The organism is Rhodovulum marinum (assembly GCF_004343075.1).
Taxonomy (GTDB): Bacteria; Pseudomonadota; Alphaproteobacteria; order Rhodobacterales; family Rhodobacteraceae; genus Rhodovulum; species Rhodovulum marinum.
This window is the reverse complement of the sequence record NZ_SLXP01000006.1, coordinates 169197-184610: the sequence shown is the minus strand read 5'-3', so window position 1 is coordinate 184610 and position 15414 is coordinate 169197. Positions and strand designations below refer to the sequence as shown.

The window sequence follows — 15414 nt, the reverse complement described above, 5'->3', positions numbered from 1 at the left end:
GCCAGAACGCAGGCGCCGGATTTGCGGGGCCAGACTGTTGGGGACCGACACGTGATCCGGGTAGAGAACCTTCACAGGCATTTCGGCGGCTTCCACGCGGTGGACGGCGCCTCGATCGAGATCGAGACCGGGTCGATCACCGGCTTGATCGGGCCGAACGGCGCGGGCAAGTCGACGCTGTTCAACGTGATCGCGGGCGTGCTGCCGCCGACCAGCGGCCGCGTGACCATGGACGGCGAGGACATCACCGGCCTGCCGCCGCATGACTTGTTCCACAAGGGGCTGTTGCGCACCTTCCAGATCGCGCATGAGTTCAGTTCGATGACCGTGCGCGAGAACCTGATGATGGTGCCCTCGGGCCAGTCGGGCGAGGCGCTGTGGCATGCCTGGTTCGCCCGCCGCCGGATCGCGGCCGAGGAACGCGCGCTGGCCGCGAAGGCCGACGAGGTGCTGGAGTTCCTGACCATCGACCATTTGGCCGACGAAAAGGCCGGGAACCTGTCGGGCGGGCAGAAGAAACTGCTGGAACTGGGCCGCACGATGATGGTCGATGCCAAGGTGGTGTTCCTCGACGAGGTGGGCGCGGGCGTGAACCGGACCCTGCTGAACACCATCGGTGACGCCATCGTGCGGCTGAACCGCGAGCGCGGCTATACCTTTTGCGTGATCGAGCATGACATGGATTTCATCGGTCGGCTGTGCGACCCGGTGATCGTGATGGCCGAGGGCAAGGTACTGGCCAGGGGCAAGGCCGACGAGATCATGCAGAACGAGGCGGTGATCGAGGCCTATCTGGGCACGGGGCTGAAGAACAAGATGAAGGCCGGGCACGCCTGAGCGGGCGTGGGCGCCGATGGACGGGGCGGGATTTGAGTATTTTTGCCAAGAAAAAGACAGGGGCGCGGGCATGTCAGAGCCCTTTCTGATCGGCGACCGGATGACCGGCGGCTACGGGCGCGGCGCGGATATCCTGCATGGCTGCACCGTGTCGGTGGACCGGGGCGAGATCGCGGTGATCGTGGGTCCGAACGGCGCGGGAAAATCCACCGCGATGAAGGCGGTGTTCGGGATGCTGAACATCCATTCGGGAAGCGTTCGACTGGATGGCGAGGATATCACCGCCTTGACGCCCCAGGCCCGCGTGGCCAAGGGCATGGCCTTCGTGCCGCAGACGAACAACATCTTCACCTCGATGAGTGTCGAGGAGAACCTGGAGATGGGCGCCTTCCTGCGCCGCGACGACATTTCGGGTACGATGGACGAGGTCTATCACCTGTTCCCGATCCTGAAGGAAAAGCGCCGCCAGGCGGCGGGCGAGCTGTCGGGCGGGCAGCGCCAGCAGGTCGCCGTCGGCCGCGCGCTGATGACCCGGCCCAGCGTTCTGATGCTGGACGAACCGACCGCGGGGGTCAGCCCGATCGTGATGGACGAGCTGTTCGACCGGATCATCGAGGTGGCGCGCACCGGCATTTCCATCCTGATGGTGGAACAGAACGCGCGCCAGGCGCTGGAGATCGCGGACAAGGGGTACGTGCTGGTGCAGGGGCGCAACGCCTATACCGACACCGGCAAGGCCTTGCTGGCGGACCCCGAGGTGCGCCGGACATTCCTGGGGGGGTAGGATGCGGATCTGGAGCGCGCTGTTTCTGGCCTGGCCGGCGCTTGCCGGTGCCGCGCCGCTGGATTGCACGGCCGAGCGGGTCTGCCTGGCCGGGTTCGAGGCCACCTGCGAGGCGATCGAGGTGGTCTATTCCCTCGATCCCGGCAAGGAGGTCGGCGACAAGCTGGTGATGACCACCGAGGAGGGCGAGCGGTCCTATGAATTCCGGCGGCTGCCCAAGGCCGAGGGGGTGCGCGTGCAGGGCGCGGGCGGCGCGCTGGAGGCCGGACAGGGCGCGGGCGCGATGACGGTTTTCGACGACCTGTCCTTCCTGCTGACGCGCCACGCGCTGTTGCCCGGCGCGGCCGATCCCGACGAGAGGATGCCCGTCTCGATTTCCATTCACGGCCGCTGCGAGGAGGCGGAATGAGCCGCAAGCCCCGCCCCGCCCCCCGAACCCCGCGACATCCCGCAGGCCGGGCCCGGCGCGCTGCGCCCAGGAGGACTGCCCATGCCGACTGACCGTTTTCTGCCCCTCGTCGTGGCCTTGCTGGTCACCGCATCGCATCCGGCCCTGGCCCAGCAAGAGGCCGGGACCACCGGGAACGATTTCACCCTGTCCTGCAGCTTCGTGCAGGAATGCTATGAAACCGAGCCCTGCGCCGACACCGATTTCGCGCTGTCGGTCGAGGGCCGGGTCGGCGGGCTGGGTGCCGGTGTGATGCTGGCGCGCGCCACGCTCAGCTCGGTCTCGGGCGATGTCGACACCTTCGGGACCCGGGGCGCCGGGGCGCTGTTCCTGCAGGGCGGCGACGGCGCCGTGCGCCATTACCTGGCGGTCGCCGGCAGTGCTGCGCGTTATACCGTTCACCTGGCCGCCGGGCCTGCCTCTGTCAGCTATTTCGGAACCTGCGAGTGATGGACCTGCTGAACGCCCTTGTGGCCTTTGCCAATTTCGTTCTGATCCCCGCCACCGCCTATGGCGCGCAGCTGGCGCTGGGCGCGCTGGGGGTGACGCTGATCTATGGCATCCTGCGCTTCTCGAACTTCGCCCATGGCGACACGATGGCGTTCGGCACGATGGTGACGATCCTCGTGACCTGGTGGCTGCAATCGCTGGGTGTCACGCTGGGGCCGCTGCCGACCGCGCTCTTGGCCCTGCCCGCGGGGATCGCGGCAACCGCGCTGCTGCTGCTGGCGACGGACCGGGTGGTCTACCGCTTCTACCGCGAGCAGAAGGCGAAACCGGTGATCCTGGTGATCGTCTCGATGGGGGTGATGTTCATCCTCAACGGGCTTGTGCGCTTCATCATCGGGCCCGACGACCAGCGCTTCGCCGATGGCGAACGGTTCATCGTCTCGGCCCGCGATTTCAAGGAGATGACGGGCCTGGCCGAGGGGCTGGCGATCCGCAGCACGCAAGGGCTGACCATCGTGACCGCGATCATCGTGGTGGCCGCGCTGTTCTGGTTCCTGACCTATACCCGCACCGGCAAATCGATGCGCGCCTTTTCCGACAACGAGGATCTCGCGCTGTTGTCCGGCATCAACCCCGAACGTGTGGTGGCGATCACCTGGATCATCGTCGCGGTACTGGCGACCGTGGCCGGTGTTCTGTACGGCCTCGACAAGTCGTTCAAACCCTTCACCTATTTCCAGCTTCTGCTGCCGATCTTTGCCGCCGCCATCGTCGGCGGGCTGGGCAGCCCGCTGGGCGCCATCGCCGGCGGCTTCGTGATCGCGTTTTCCGAGGTGACGATCACCTATGCCTGGAAAAAGGTGCTGGTCTACCTGCTGCCCGACTCTCTTGAACCGGACGGGCTCGTGCAGCTTCTGTCGACCGATTACAAGTTCGCGGTCAGCTTCGTGATCCTCGTGATCGTGCTTTTGTTCCGGCCCACGGGCCTGTTCCGGGGGAAAGCGGTATGACACTCAGGGAAATGGGCCTGTTCGCCCTCGTGGCATTGCTGATCCTGGGCACCGGCGTGGTCCAAAGCTGGAACGCGGCGCTGTTCATCCTGAACTACGGGCTGATCTCGGCGGTCATGGCGCTGGGCGTGAACATGCAGTGGGGCTATGCGGGCCTGTTCAACGTGGGCGTCATGGGCTTCGTCGCGCTGGGCGGGCTGGGCGCGGTGATCGTCGCCATGCCCCCCGTGGGCGAGGCCTGGGCCGCGGGCGGATTGCGCGCGCTCGGCGGTCTGGCGCTGGGGCTGGGCGTGATCCTGGGCGCGGTCCTGATCTGGCGGCGCCTCGGCCGCGGCCGGGTGCGGGCGCTGGCGATGATCGGCTGGCTGGTGGCGGGCTTCTTCCTTTTCCGCGCCGTGTTCGACCCGGGCGTCGCCGCGATCGAGGCCGTGAACCCGGCCGCGACCGGCTATCTGGGCGGTCTCGGCCTGCCGGTGCTGATCGGCTGGCCGGTGGGCGGGCTGCTGGCCGCCGGGGCCGCCTGGGTGATCGGCAAGACCGCGCTGGGGCTGCGCTCGGACTACCTGGCCATCGCCACGCTGGGCATCGCCGAGATCGTCATCGCCGTGCTCAAGAACGAGGACTGGCTCAGCCGCGGCGTCAAGAACGTCATCGGCGTTCCCCGCCCCGTCCCCTACGAGGTCGACCTTCAGCAAAGCGCGGCCTTCGTGGCACGGGCCGATGCGCTGGGCCTCGACCCGGTCACCGCCTCGACGCTTTTCGTCAAGCTTGCCTATACCGGCCTCTTCGCGACCGTGCTGATCGCGCTGATCTGGCTGACGCAGACCGCGCTGAATTCGCCCTGGGGGCGGATGATGCGCGCGATCCGCGACAACGAGGTCGCGGCCGAGGCCATGGGCAAGGACGTCAAGCGCCGCCACCTGCAGGTCTTCATCCTCGGCTCTGCCATCTGCGGCCTCGCGGGCGCCATGATGGTCACCTATGACAGCCAGCTGACGCCGTCCTCCTACCAGCCGCTGCGCTTTACCTTCCTTGTGTGGGTGATGGTGATCGTGGGCGGGTCGGGCAACAACTGGGGCGCGGTGCTGGGCGGCTTCCTGATCTGGTTCCTCTGGGTGCAGGTCGAACCCCTGGGCGCGTTCCTGATGGGCGTGCTGACCAGCGGCATGGCCGAGGATTCGGCGCTGCGCGCGCATCTTCTGGACAGCGTTGCCCATATGCGGCTGCTGACCATGGGCGTGATCCTGCTCCTGGTGCTGCGCTTCAGCCCGCGCGGGCTGATCCCGGAACGCTAGACGGGGGCGCCGCAGGGGCGGATTTGCACCCGCGCCGCGCAGGGCCTAGTCTGGGACCATGGGCAAGGTGCTGATCCTCGTGCCCGCGGCCGGGACATCGTCCCGGATGCGCGGGCGCGACAAGCTTCTGGAACCAGTCGAGGGCGAGGCACTGTTGCGCCGTCAGATGTGCGCCGCGCTGGCCACCCACGCGCCGGTGCTGGTGACCCTGCCCCGGCACGCGGGTGGACCCCGCGCCGAGATTCTGGAGGGGCTGCAAGGCTTTCGCGCCACCTATGTCGACGGGGCCGAGGGCATGGCCGCGTCCTTGCGCGCCGGGGCGCAGGCGGCGCGCGCCGCGGGGGCCGCGGGGCTGATGGTGCTGCTGCCCGACATGCCCGAGATCGTCACGGCCGACATCGCACTGATGCTGCGCCAGTTCGACGAGGCGCCCGACACCGCGCTGCGCGCCACCGCCGAGACCGGCGAGCCGGGGCACCCGGTGATCTTTCCCGCGCGCTGCTTCGACGCGCTGGCGGCGGTCACGGGCGATACCGGGGGCCGCGCCGTTCTGGCCGGCGAGACCGTCCGCCCCTGCCCGCTGCCGGGCCGGCGCGCGCTGACCGATCTGGATACCCCCGAAGACTGGGCCGCCTGGCACGCCCGGGCGCCCTAGCTCAACGCCCCGGCAACCCGCATCTGCCGGGCATACAGGTAGAACACCACCGACATCGCCGCCGCGCCCGCGATCATCGCCACGCCGAACGCGCCCGACACCGCGATCAGCGGCGGCGTGGCCAAAACGATCAGCCAGCCCGCGCAGCCCAGCATCGCCAGCGCCGCGACGCCCAGCACCCAGGGCGCCGCGCCCAGCCGCAGGAACAGCATCACCGACCCCGCCAACCCGCCCCAGACCGCGGTCGCCCAGGCGCCGTCCACCATGGCGGGCAGCGCGTTGAAATACTGGGCCTGGCTCTGGGTGAAGATCTGCAGGTAAGACGCCGCGCCATATTGCGTCATCACGTAATCGGCACAGCCCGCAAGGTTCCAGAGGATCGCCAGGATCGCCACCGGCATCAGGTGCCAGGTCTCCGTCTCGTCGCTCATCGCCGTCCCCGTGCTGGCCCATGGCCGTCGCCCCAGCCTGCCCCCAAGGCTGCCCGGCTGTCCAGACGGTGCGACGTTATGGGCCGCCCTGGGGCCGCGCCGGCGGGAAAGCCCCGTTCCCCTTCGAAAATCGGCCGGAACACCGCGTTTCACCCGCCCGGACGCCTGCCACAATACGCAGGTTCCGATGCGGAACGATGCCCCGGCCTTTCATGCGGCCAACCCCCATTGGACCGCACCCGATGCCCCTGCCCCCAGCAAGGCACGATCAGGATATGGGATGCCCCGGGCGCACCAAAGGAAAATCCGGCGGAATCACGGCAAGACCCGGACGTGCCCGCCACATTTCGCGCCCTCCGGCCACCGGCGCTGATGGCGATCGTTGCCATGGCGGAACCGGCCCGGACCCCGACCGTTTCGCAGCTGGCAACAAACCGCGCCGGGTTCGACCCATCGTTGCAGCCTGCCGACCCGATCACCGGCGGGATTGTTTCCACCCCACCGTCCCGGCCCACACGTTAACCGTTCGGCGAACGCGGGCCGCCGCCGTCGCTTGGGGCCGCACCAATGGCGTGGAAAAGCGGTGATTGCATACCGGGCCGGAACCGATCCGCCCCGCCCGGCCAGCGAATCACAGGGTCACTTGGGATGGCTGGTGCCCGAGGTCGGACTCGAACCGACACGCCTTGCGGCGGGGGATTTTGAATCCCCTGCGTCTACCATTTCGCCACTCGGGCCACGCGCCCCCCTTAGCGCGCGTCCGCGCGCCGGTCAATCATACCCGTCACGCACCCGCCCCATCACCAATCGGTGCGGCGGCGCAGGGCCCCTGCGTCTTGACGCGGGGCGCGGCCCGTGGCTTGTGGGCCGGGACCGAACAAGGGGCCGCCCGACGATGCTTCGCCGCCTGTACGACTGGACCCTGTCGCTGGCCGACAGCCCGCACGCGTTGCGTGCCCTGTTCGTGGTCGCCTTCATCGAAAGCTCGGTCTTCCCGATTCCGCCCGACGTGCTGATGATCCCGATGATCCTGGCCCGCCCCTCGCGCGCCTGGCTGATCGCCGGGGTGGCGCTGGTCGGCTCGGTCTTGGGCGGGCTGATGGGCTATGTCATCGGCTGGGGCTTTTTCGAAACGCTGGGCCGCCCGGTTTTGGAATTCTACGGCAAGGACGCCTATTTCGACGACTTCTCGGCGCGCTACAACGACTACGGCGCCTGGGCGGTGCTGATCGCCGGGATCACGCCGTTTCCCTACAAGGTCATCACGATCCTGTCGGGCTCGACCGGGCTGAACCTGGGCGTGTTCATGGTGGCCAGCGTGATCGCGCGCGGGATCCGGTTCTTCGTGCTGGCCGCGCTGTTGTGGAAACTCGGCGCCCCGATCCGCGCCTTCATCGAACGCTATCTCGGGTTGTTGTTCACCTTGTTCGTCGTCCTGCTGATCGGCGGCTTCTACGCGGTGAAATTCCTGTGAGACCGACCCGGAACCAGGCGATCTTCCTCGCCGCCTTCGCCTCGCTGGCGATCCTGCTCGCGGGGTACTGGTTCCAGTATGTTGTCGGCCTTGCGCCCTGCAAGCTGTGCCTGTGGCAGCGCTGGCCGCATGCCGTCGCGCCCATCCTCGGCATGGCCGCGATCGCCATCGGCGGGCGGATGCTGCCGGTGGCGGGCCTGGTCACGATGGCGGTCTCGGCCGGGCTGGGGGCCTATCACACCGGGGTCGAGCGGAAATGGTGGCCCGGCCCCTCGTCCTGTTCGGGCGATGTGGCGGCGTTCCGCGGGATGACCCCGGAACAGCTGCTCGACCCCACGCAGGTCCAGCCGGTCGTGCTGTGCGACCAGGTGCAGTGGACGCTGTTCGGCCTGTCGATGGCCAGCTACAACGCGCTGATGTCCGCCGCGCTGGTCGGGCTTTGGCTGTGGGCCTATGCCAACAGCCACCCGGGGCGCTGACGGCGCCCGGTCCGCCGGCCCGCGCGCGCCCCGGCCGTTTGACCGCCCGGGGGCATAGGTTTTGACCCCGGATCGCGTCGCGGGGCGCGGTTTGGACTCCGTCAAAAACTCATATGGAATTCATATGGAATTCATATGCGATTCATATGCCGCGAAACGGCGTCTCAGTGCAGGGTGAACTCGCCCACCACGTTGCGCCATTCCCCGGGCGAGATCATCTTGCGATGGGTGAACCGCACCGAGTGCAGCGGCCCCTCGATCTGCTCCTGCCAGAACTCGATGAACTTGAATAGCCGCGGATGATCGGGCGCGATGTCGTAGTCCTGCCAGATGAAACTGTTCAGAACGCTCTGGTAATCGGGCATCCGGTAAAAGAATTCGGCCGTCGTCAGGCCATAGCCCTTCAGCATCAATTCCGTCTCGGACTGGTGCACGGTTGGAACCTCCTGGTCGCGTTAACGACTCGATGATGCCAAACCGCGGTTGATTTTCAATGAAAACAGTATGTTGGCACTCTGGTGTGGGGGCTGCCAACGTGTTGGCGCCTGGGCCATTGCACCCCACATGAAGGTTCTGATAGACTGACGCCAACTAGATATTGAGCAGGCGCGAAAGGCCGGGCATCAACGTGAGCGAAACGCCGGAACCCCCTGAGAACAAAGACGAAAATGGCCCCAGCGGCGCGCCCGAGCGGCCCGCCTATGACGGGCCGACCATCGCCATCGAGCAGGAGATGCAGACCTCCTATCTCGATTACGCGATGAGCGTCATCGTCTCGCGCGCGATCCCCGATCTGCGCGACGGGCTGAAACCCGTGCACCGTCGCATCCTCTACGCGATGCACGAAACCGGCAATACCCACGACAAGCCCTATCGGAAATCCGCCCGCCCGGTAGGCGACGTGATGGGGAAATACCACCCGCACGGCGATTCCGCGATCTACGACGCCCTGGTGCGCATGGCGCAGGATTTCTCGATGTCCCTGCCCTTGCTGGACGGTCAGGGGAATTTCGGCTCGATGGACGGCGATAACCCCGCCGCCATGCGCTATACCGAAGTGCGCATGGACAAGCCCGCCGCCGCACTTCTGGCCGATATCGACAAGGATACCGTTGATTTTCAGGACAATTACGACGGCAAGGACCTGGAACCCACCGTCCTGCCCGCGCGATTCCCGAACATGCTGGTCAACGGTGCGGGCGGCATCGCGGTCGGCATGGCCACAAACATCCCGCCCCACAACCTGGGCGAAGTCGTCGACGCCACGCTGGCGCTGATCGAAGACCCGGACCTTTCCGTCGAACAGCTGATGGAATACATCCCCGCCCCCGATTTCCCGACGGGCGGGCTGATCCTGGGCCGGTCCGGCGCGCGCAAGGCCTATCTGGAAGGGCGCGGTTCGGTCATCATCCGCGCAAAGACCCGGATCGAGGAAATCCGCAAGGATCGGTATGCCATCGTCATCGACGAGATCCCTTACCAGGTGAACAAGGCCACGATGATCGAAAAGATCGCCGAGGCCGCGCGAGACAAGCGGATCGAAGGCATCGCTCACGTCCAGGACGAATCCGACCGCGTCGGCGTGCGCGTGGTGGTGGAACTGAAACGCGACGCCACACCCGATGTCGTGCTGAACCAGTTGTTCCGCTTTACGCCGATGCAGACCTCGTTCGGGTGCAACATGCTGGCGCTGAATGGCGGTCGGCCGGAAACCCTGACGCTGCGGAAATTCCTTACCGCTTTCATAGACTTCCGTGAGGAGGTTGTCGCGCGTCGCACGGCGTTCGAACTGCGCAAGGCGCGCGAACGCAGCCATATCCTGTGCGGTCTGGCCGTGGCCGTGTCGAACGTGGACGAGGTGGTCGCCACCATCCGCGCCTCTGCCGATGCCGCCGAGGCACGGGAAAAACTGATGGGCCGGCGCTGGCCCGCCGCCGACATCGCCGATTACATCCGCCTGATCGACGACCCGACCCACAAGATGAACGAGGACGGCACCTATAACCTGTCCGAAACGCAGGCCCGTGCAATCCTCGATCTGCGCCTGCAACGCCTGACCCAGCTGGGCGTAAAGGAAGTTACCGACGAACTTGAAGACCTGGCCGCCAAGATCAAGGATTACCTCGATATTCTTCGGTCGCGCGACCGGATCATGGAGATCATCGCGAACGAGCTGAAAGAGGTCCGCGACCAGTTCGCCGTGCCCCGCCGTACCGAGATCGCCGACTGGTCCGGCGACATGGAGGACGAGGACCTGATCGAGCGCGAGGACATGGTCGTGACGATCACCCAGTCCGGCTATATCAAGCGCACGCCCCTGGTCGAATTCCGCGCCCAGCGGCGCGGCGGCAAGGGCCTGTCGGGGATGCAAACCAAGGAAGAGGACGTGGTCACCACGCTGTTCGTGGCCAACACCCACACGCCCTTGCTGTTCTTTACGACCGACGGGATGGTCTACAAGCTGAAATGCTGGCGCCTGCCGCAGGGGGGGCGCACCTCGAAGGGCAAGGCCATCGTCAACATCCTGCCCATTGCGACCGGCGTCTCGATCGCTGCGATCATGCCCGTGGACCGCCCCGAAAAGGATTGGGACGAATTGCAGATCGTGTTCGCCACGTCTGCGGGCAGCGTGCGGCGCAACCGGTTGTCGGATTTCACCAACGTGATGCGCAACGGCAAGATCGCGATGAAATTCGAGGACGAAAACGCGGATACAAGGCTGATCAACGCACGCATCTGTTCCGAGGACGAGGACGTGATGCTGGTGACGGCGCTTGGCCGGGCGATCCGTTTCCCCACCACCGATGTACGCGTGTTCAACAGCCGCAGTTCCGTGGGCGTGCGCGGCATCCGCCTAGCCGAGGGCGACCGCGTGGTGTCGATGTCGGTGATCCGCCATTTCGAGGCCAGTTCCGAGGAACGCACCGCCTATCTGAAACAAAGGCGCCTGATGGCCGGGCTGACCGACGAGGAAGAGCCCGACGACGAGGACGAGGCGATTGCCGGCGGCCAGCTGTCGCCCGAGCGCTATGCCGAGATGTCGGCGGCTGAGGACCTGATCCTGACGATCACCACTCGCGGCACTGGCAAATTGTCGTCCAGCCACGATTATCCGGTGCGCGGGCGTGGCGGCCAGGGTGTGCAGGCGATCGACAAGGGCCTGCGGGGCGGGCCACTGGTGGCGTGTTTCCCGGTCGAGATCGACGACCAGATCATGCTGGTCACCTCGACCGGCCAGTCGATCCGCTGCCCGGTCGAGGATATCTCGTTCCGCTCGCGCAGCGCGGGCGGGGTGCGGGTGTTCAACACCGCGAAGGGCGAGGAAGTGGTCTCGGTCGCCTGGATCGCCGATCAGGGCGAGGACGAGGCACAGGGCGCGGGCGAACCGTCGGGCGAGTAACGCCCGCGCGAAAGACTTCCTTTACCACGGCACCAGAAATTCACGCCATCGCGCGGTTTTCGACGCATGTTGCGATGCGGCGTCAGGATTCTGTCAAGAAGAAGCCGGAATTCTCTGCCTAGTTCGACTCCGAGCGAACATCTCGACTGCCATGGAAGGGATTGCTGCCATGCTGCCTGGCAAACCACCCCTTGTGCAGGCGACCTCGTGCCGCGCGCTGGCCGCGGCACGCATGTTGGTCGCCTCGTATTTCATCGCCCACGCAACGGGCGTGATCGTCGTTCCCGACGGGATTGACTTCGTGCCGCGAACCGACACGGCGACGGTCGCCTCCTGGGCGACGATCACCGTCGTCTGGCTGACCGGTGTGGCGCTTTTCGTGGGGCGGATCGTCCGGCCCGCGGCATTGATCCTTGGCCTTTACACGGTCGTTTCCGCGCTGGTGTCCCATGCCGGCCTGTTTGCCGCCCCCATCGCGCACCAGACTTTATGGGTCGAGATCGCGATGGTCGGCGCGCTCAGCCTGATCGCGCTGACCGCCCGGATCTCGGAATGCCCCCTGTCGCGCGACGGGATGGGGACCCAGGCCGACCGCGACGATGAACTGTCGCGGACCCGGCTGGAACTGGCGGCGACGCGCGCTGCGCTGGCCGAGATCCAGGCCAGCGAAACCGTGATCTCATACGCCCCCGCGGCATTGCGAAAGTCCGCCTGAGCACCCTTTCCTTTGCCCGCCGCGCCCGCTAGATCGGGGCCATGACGGACAACATCCTTGACATCGTCGGCGGCGGCATGGCCGGGGCCGAGGCCGCCTGGCAGGCCGCTAGCGCCGGGATCGACGTGGTCATCCACGAAATGCGGCCGGCAACCGGCACCTTTGCCCATCAAACCGATCAGCTGGCCGAGATGGTCTGCTCGAACTCGTTCCGTTCCGACGATGACGAACAGAACGCGGTCGGCTTGCTGCATTGGGAAATGCGTGCGGCCTGCGGGCTGGTCATGGAAATGGCCGATGCTCACCGCCTGCCGGCGGGCGGCGCCTTGGCTGTCGACCGAGATGCGTTCGCCCGGGCGGTGACGGACCGGCTGCTTTCCCATCCGAAGATCGCGTTAGAACGAACTGAAATCACGTCACTTCCCACCGAAGGCCGCTGGATCATCGCGACCGGGCCGCTGACCTCGGACGCGCTTGGCCGGGCGATCGCCGCCGAGACCGGCACCGATGCCCTGGCCTTTTTCGATGCCATCGCGCCCATCGTCTATGCCGACAGCGTGGACCTGACCAAGGCCTGGTTCCAGTCGCGCTATGACAAGGGCGAAACCGAGGAGGAGCGCACCGCCTATCTGAACTGTCCGATGGACCGCGCCACCTACGACGCGTTCATCGACGCGCTGCTGGCCGCCGACAAGACCACCTTTCACGAGGGTGAGACGGCCGGCTATTTCGATGGCTGCCTGCCGATTGAGGTGATGGCGGAACGCGGCCGCGAAACGCTGCGCCACGGGCCGATGAAACCGGTCGGACTGACCAACCCGCACGCCCCCGAGGTCAAGCCCCACGCCGTGGTGCAACTGCGCCGCGACAACGCGCTGGGAACGCTGTACAATATCGTCGGCTTCCAGACCAAGATGAAGTATGGCGCGCAAGTTGATGTTTTTCGTATGATACCCGGCCTGGAACAGGCGCGGTTTGCACGCCTTGGCGGGATCCACCGCAACACCTTCCTGAACGCGCCGACCCTGCTGGACGACCAGCTTCGGTTAAGGTCGCGCCCGAATATCCGGTTCGCGGGCCAGATCACCGGGGTGGAAGGGTACGTGGAATCCGCGGCGATGGGCTTGCTGGCCGGGCGCCTCGCCGCGGCCGAGATGCAGGGCCGCACCTTACCCCCTGTGCCGGCGACCACGGCGACAGGTGCCCTGGTCAGCCACATCACGGGCGGTGCCGAGGCCAAGACCTTTCAGCCAATGAACGTCAATTTCGGCCTGTTTCCCCCGGTCGAGGGCCTGCGCGGTGGTCGGCGCGGACGCCGCGACCGCTACAAGGCCTATACCGACCGCGCCAAGACCGATTGGAGCGTCTGGCTTGGCCATGGCTGAGCCGCGTGCGCGCACGCGTTTCGCCCCCTCGCCCACGGGGCCGCTGCACCTGGGCCACGCCTTCTCGGCGCTGACCGCGTTCGAGCGGGCGCGGGCCGTGGGGGGCGAGATGCTGCTGCGGATCGAGGATATCGACACCGCCCGTTGCAAGCCAGAATGGGAGGCCATGATCCTGGACGACCTGGCCTGGCTGGGGCTCGACTGGTCACGGCCCGTGCTGCGTCAATCCACGCGCCTGCCGGCCTATGGCGCGGCTCTCGACCGTTTGGCGGAAATGGGGCTGGTCTATCCCTGCCGCTGTCGGCGGTCCGACATTCGCGCGGCGTTGTCGGCGCCGCAAGCCGGGGCACCGGTTCTGGGACCGGATGGGCTGGTCTATCCGGGCACCTGCCGTGGTCGGCCCATGGCCGAGGCCGGGCCGGAAGATGCGATCCGGTTGGACATGGCCCGGGCGCTTGCACGGCTGGATGCCCTGCCCGCGTTCACCGAAACCGGCCCCGCCCATGAAGGCCGCCACCACCTGTCCGAAGCGGCGCTGATCCACGAGGTGGGCGACGTCGTGCTGGCCCGGCGCGACATCGGCACATCCTATCACATCGCTGTCGTGGTGGATGACGCGTTCCAGCGCATCACCGAGGTGGTCCGCGGTGAGGATCTGTTCGAAGTCACGCCGATTAACATTATTTTGCAGGATCTTCTTGGTCTTTCCTCACCCACCTACCACCATCACCGCCTGATCACCGACGACACCGGCAAGCGGCTTGCCAAACGCGACGACGCCCGCGCCATCGCGCGCTATCGCGAAGAGGGGGCCACGCCCGCGGATATTCGCGCGCTTGTCGGCCTCAGTCCGGCTCGGGCGCCATGATCTCAACCTCGGCGCCGTCACGGATCGCGGTGTAGAAGCAACTGCGCCGGTTGGTGTGGCAGGCCGGGCCTGTCTGCTCCACGATCACCAACAGGCAATCGCGGTCGCAATCGACGCGCATCTCGACCAGGCGCTGCACATGGCCGCTGGACTCGCCCTTGACCCAGAACGCCGCCCGGGACCGCGACCAGTAGGTGACGCGCCCGGTCTGCAGCGTGCGCGTCACGCTTTCGGCGTTCATCCAGGCCAGCATCAGCACCGTGCCGTCCCTGTCCTGGGCAATCGCGGGAATCAGCCCGGCGTCGTTATAGGTCAGGCTTGCCGGATCGAAGGACATGGGCCGAACTCCTTTGAAAATCGGATGCGTCCGCGTTATCTATGCCAGACGCGGGCTGAAGGGAACGCCATGACCGCCGAGACCGACCTGATCAAGCTGTATTCCCAGCGCATCCTGGCGCTGGCGGCCGATATTCCGCATCTCGAACGGCTCGACACGCCAATGGCCAGCGCGCGCAAACGCTCGCCTCTCTGCGGGTCGACAGTCAGCGTGGACCTGGATGTCGAGGACGGACGGATCACCCGGTTCGGGCAGGACGTCAAGGCCTGCGCCTTGGGGCAGGCGGCCGCCGCAGTTGTCGGTGCGAATGTCATTGGCTGCACACGCGCCGAAGTCGAAGCCGCGCGCGATCAGTTGCGCGCCATGCTCAAGGAAAACGGGCCGCCACCTGCACCGCCCTTTGACGGGCTGGAAGTGTTGGCCCCCGCGCGCGACTACAAGAACCGCCATGCCTCGATCCTGCTTGCGCTGGAGGCGACGCTGGAGGCGTTCGATGCCGCCGAGGCCGCGGCCTGCGCCTGACGACGTTTTTCGTTTCAGACAAAAAAACCGCCGCGCTCCGTGGTCGGAGGCGGCGGCAGGTATGCGTCCGTGCATCAGGACAGGAAGAGGCAGGTTCCTTACCCCCTTGGGGCGGGGCGAAGGCACAGACAGCGGGCAGTGAAACCTTAGAACAGCGCGGGCAGGTGCAGCCCCGCGAACAGCGTGACCATCAGCGCAGCGGCCCCCAGTGCGTCCTGCCAGAGCGTGGCACGGGTGCGGGACAGGGCGTCGGTCAGTTCGCTTATCATGGGGGCAACCTCCTGCTGCGTCGGAATGTTCCTTCTTTGTTCTCCTTTTCGAGAC

At 66.5% G+C, this 15414-nt stretch carries 18 protein-coding genes and 1 tRNA gene; 14 read left to right on the top strand and 5 right to left on the bottom strand.

Translation table 11 applies throughout. The annotated features are described in order from the left end of the window. Positions 1-51 precede the first annotated feature (51 nt). The 7 genes from EV662_RS11150 (at position 52) to EV662_RS11120 (ending at position 5479) form a co-directional block, all read left to right on the top strand. Positions 52-837: an ABC transporter ATP-binding protein gene (locus EV662_RS11150; protein ID WP_132462237.1), complete on the top strand. Its 786-nt coding sequence runs from the start codon at positions 52-54 to the stop codon at positions 835-837. 70 nt (positions 838-907) lie between these two features. Then, entirely contained in the window at positions 908-1621 is a 714-nt protein-coding gene (locus tag EV662_RS11145; RefSeq protein WP_132462236.1) for an ABC transporter ATP-binding protein, read from the top strand. A gap of 1 nt (position 1622) precedes the next feature. Then, a complete protein-coding gene (locus EV662_RS11140) occupies positions 1623-2030 on the top strand; it encodes a hypothetical protein (RefSeq protein WP_132462235.1) in 408 nt (135 codons plus the stop codon). 81 nt (positions 2031-2111) lie between these two features. Further along, the gene (locus tag EV662_RS11135; protein WP_132462234.1) at positions 2112-2519 is read left to right on the top strand and encodes a hypothetical protein; all 408 of its coding nucleotides are present in this window, start codon (positions 2112-2114) and stop codon (positions 2517-2519) included. After that, positions 2519-3529 carry a branched-chain amino acid ABC transporter permease gene (locus EV662_RS11130; RefSeq protein WP_132462233.1) on the top strand — a complete coding sequence of 337 codons (1011 nt, stop codon included), beginning with the start codon at positions 2519-2521 and terminating at the stop codon, positions 3527-3529. Before EV662_RS11135 ends, EV662_RS11130 begins: the two co-directional genes overlap by 1 nt. Beyond that, positions 3526-4824, top strand: coding sequence for a branched-chain amino acid ABC transporter permease (locus EV662_RS11125; RefSeq protein WP_132462232.1), 1299 nt, complete (start codon positions 3526-3528; stop codon positions 4822-4824). The genes EV662_RS11130 and EV662_RS11125 overlap by 4 nt, the downstream gene beginning before the upstream one ends. Before the next feature lie 58 nt (positions 4825-4882). Next, positions 4883-5479 carry a nucleotidyltransferase family protein gene (locus tag EV662_RS11120; RefSeq protein ID WP_132462231.1) on the top strand — a complete coding sequence of 199 codons (597 nt, stop codon included), beginning with the start codon at positions 4883-4885 and terminating at the stop codon, positions 5477-5479. On the opposite strand, the gene EV662_RS11115 is transcribed toward EV662_RS11120, so the two are convergent. Then, a complete protein-coding gene (locus EV662_RS11115) occupies positions 5476-5910 on the bottom strand; it encodes a hypothetical protein (protein WP_132462230.1) in 435 nt (144 codons plus the stop codon). The genes EV662_RS11120 and EV662_RS11115 overlap by 4 nt on opposite strands. Positions 5911-6563: 653 nt before the next feature. Then, positions 6564-6647, bottom strand: a tRNA-Leu gene (locus EV662_RS11110). A gap of 158 nt (positions 6648-6805) precedes the next feature. Here EV662_RS11110 and EV662_RS11105 point away from each other — a divergent pair. Next, entirely contained in the window at positions 6806-7384 is a 579-nt protein-coding gene (locus tag EV662_RS11105) for a YqaA family protein (protein ID WP_132462229.1), read from the top strand. Then, on the top strand, positions 7381-7863 hold the full coding sequence (locus EV662_RS11100) for a disulfide bond formation protein B (RefSeq protein WP_132462228.1): 483 nt from the start codon (positions 7381-7383) through the stop codon (positions 7861-7863). Before EV662_RS11105 ends, EV662_RS11100 begins: the two co-directional genes overlap by 4 nt. A 164-nt stretch (positions 7864-8027) precedes the next feature. Here EV662_RS11100 and EV662_RS11095 read toward each other — a convergent pair whose 3' ends face one another. After that, on the bottom strand, positions 8028-8297 hold the full coding sequence (locus tag EV662_RS11095; protein ID WP_132462227.1) for an usg protein: 270 nt from the start codon (positions 8295-8297) through the stop codon (positions 8028-8030). A 194-nt stretch (positions 8298-8491) separates the two neighbouring features. On the opposite strand from EV662_RS11095, the gene gyrA reads away from it, so the two are divergent. The 4 genes from gyrA to gluQRS all read left to right on the top strand — a co-directional run bounded on the left by gyrA (position 8492) and on the right by gluQRS (position 14231). Then, positions 8492-11263 (top strand): DNA gyrase subunit A, encoded by a 2772-nt coding sequence (gene gyrA / locus EV662_RS11090; protein ID WP_132462226.1) that lies wholly within the window; start codon positions 8492-8494, stop codon positions 11261-11263. A 169-nt stretch (positions 11264-11432) separates the two neighbouring features. Beyond that, positions 11433-11978: a DoxX family membrane protein gene (locus tag EV662_RS11085; RefSeq protein ID WP_132462225.1), complete on the top strand. Its 546-nt coding sequence runs from the start codon at positions 11433-11435 to the stop codon at positions 11976-11978. A gap of 41 nt (positions 11979-12019) precedes the next feature. Then, positions 12020-13363 carry a methylenetetrahydrofolate--tRNA-(uracil(54)-C(5))-methyltransferase (FADH(2)-oxidizing) TrmFO gene (gene trmFO, locus EV662_RS11080; RefSeq protein WP_132462224.1) on the top strand — a complete coding sequence of 448 codons (1344 nt, stop codon included), beginning with the start codon at positions 12020-12022 and terminating at the stop codon, positions 13361-13363. Next, complete coding sequence (gene gluQRS / locus EV662_RS11075) at positions 13356-14231, top strand: tRNA glutamyl-Q(34) synthetase GluQRS (protein WP_132462223.1); 876 nt, start codon at positions 13356-13358, stop codon at positions 14229-14231. Before trmFO ends, gluQRS begins: the two co-directional genes overlap by 8 nt. Here gluQRS and hisI read toward each other — a convergent pair. Next, a complete protein-coding gene (hisI, locus tag EV662_RS11070; protein ID WP_132462222.1) occupies positions 14209-14568 on the bottom strand; it encodes a phosphoribosyl-AMP cyclohydrolase in 360 nt (119 codons plus the stop codon). The two genes, gluQRS and hisI, sit on opposite strands and share 23 nt — an antisense overlap. A gap of 69 nt (positions 14569-14637) precedes the next feature. On the opposite strand from hisI, the gene EV662_RS11065 reads away from it, so the two are divergent. Beyond that, entirely contained in the window at positions 14638-15090 is a 453-nt protein-coding gene (locus EV662_RS11065; RefSeq protein ID WP_132462221.1) for an iron-sulfur cluster assembly scaffold protein, read from the top strand. A gap of 146 nt (positions 15091-15236) precedes the next feature. Here EV662_RS11065 and EV662_RS20050 read toward each other — a convergent pair whose 3' ends face one another. After that, a complete protein-coding gene (locus EV662_RS20050; protein WP_279533253.1) occupies positions 15237-15359 on the bottom strand; it encodes a hypothetical protein in 123 nt (40 codons plus the stop codon). Positions 15360-15414: the final 55 nt, after the last annotated feature.

Coding starts and splice junctions, on each gene's coding strand:
- EV662_RS11065 (WP_132462221.1), top strand. CDS start 14,638: ATGACCGCCGAGACCGACCTGATCAAGCTGTATTCCCAGCGCATCCTG.
- EV662_RS11135 (WP_132462234.1), top strand. CDS start 2,112: ATGCCGACTGACCGTTTTCTGCCCCTCGTCGTGGCCTTGCTGGTCACC.
- EV662_RS11115 (WP_132462230.1), bottom strand. CDS start 5,910: ATGAGCGACGAGACGGAGACCTGGCACCTGATGCCGGTGGCGATCCTG.
- EV662_RS11085 (WP_132462225.1), top strand. CDS start 11,433: ATGCTGCCTGGCAAACCACCCCTTGTGCAGGCGACCTCGTGCCGCGCG.
- EV662_RS11130 (WP_132462233.1), top strand. CDS start 2,519: ATGGACCTGCTGAACGCCCTTGTGGCCTTTGCCAATTTCGTTCTGATC.
- gluQRS (WP_132462223.1), top strand. CDS start 13,356: ATGGCTGAGCCGCGTGCGCGCACGCGTTTCGCCCCCTCGCCCACGGGG.
- trmFO (WP_132462224.1), top strand. CDS start 12,020: ATGACGGACAACATCCTTGACATCGTCGGCGGCGGCATGGCCGGGGCC.
- EV662_RS11140 (WP_132462235.1), top strand. CDS start 1,623: ATGCGGATCTGGAGCGCGCTGTTTCTGGCCTGGCCGGCGCTTGCCGGT.
- hisI (WP_132462222.1), bottom strand. CDS start 14,568: ATGTCCTTCGATCCGGCAAGCCTGACCTATAACGACGCCGGGCTGATT.
- EV662_RS11145 (WP_132462236.1), top strand. CDS start 908: ATGTCAGAGCCCTTTCTGATCGGCGACCGGATGACCGGCGGCTACGGG.
- EV662_RS11120 (WP_132462231.1), top strand. CDS start 4,883: ATGGGCAAGGTGCTGATCCTCGTGCCCGCGGCCGGGACATCGTCCCGG.
- EV662_RS20050 (WP_279533253.1), bottom strand. CDS start 15,359: ATGATAAGCGAACTGACCGACGCCCTGTCCCGCACCCGTGCCACGCTC.
- EV662_RS11105 (WP_132462229.1), top strand. CDS start 6,806: ATGCTTCGCCGCCTGTACGACTGGACCCTGTCGCTGGCCGACAGCCCG.
- EV662_RS11125 (WP_132462232.1), top strand. CDS start 3,526: ATGACACTCAGGGAAATGGGCCTGTTCGCCCTCGTGGCATTGCTGATC.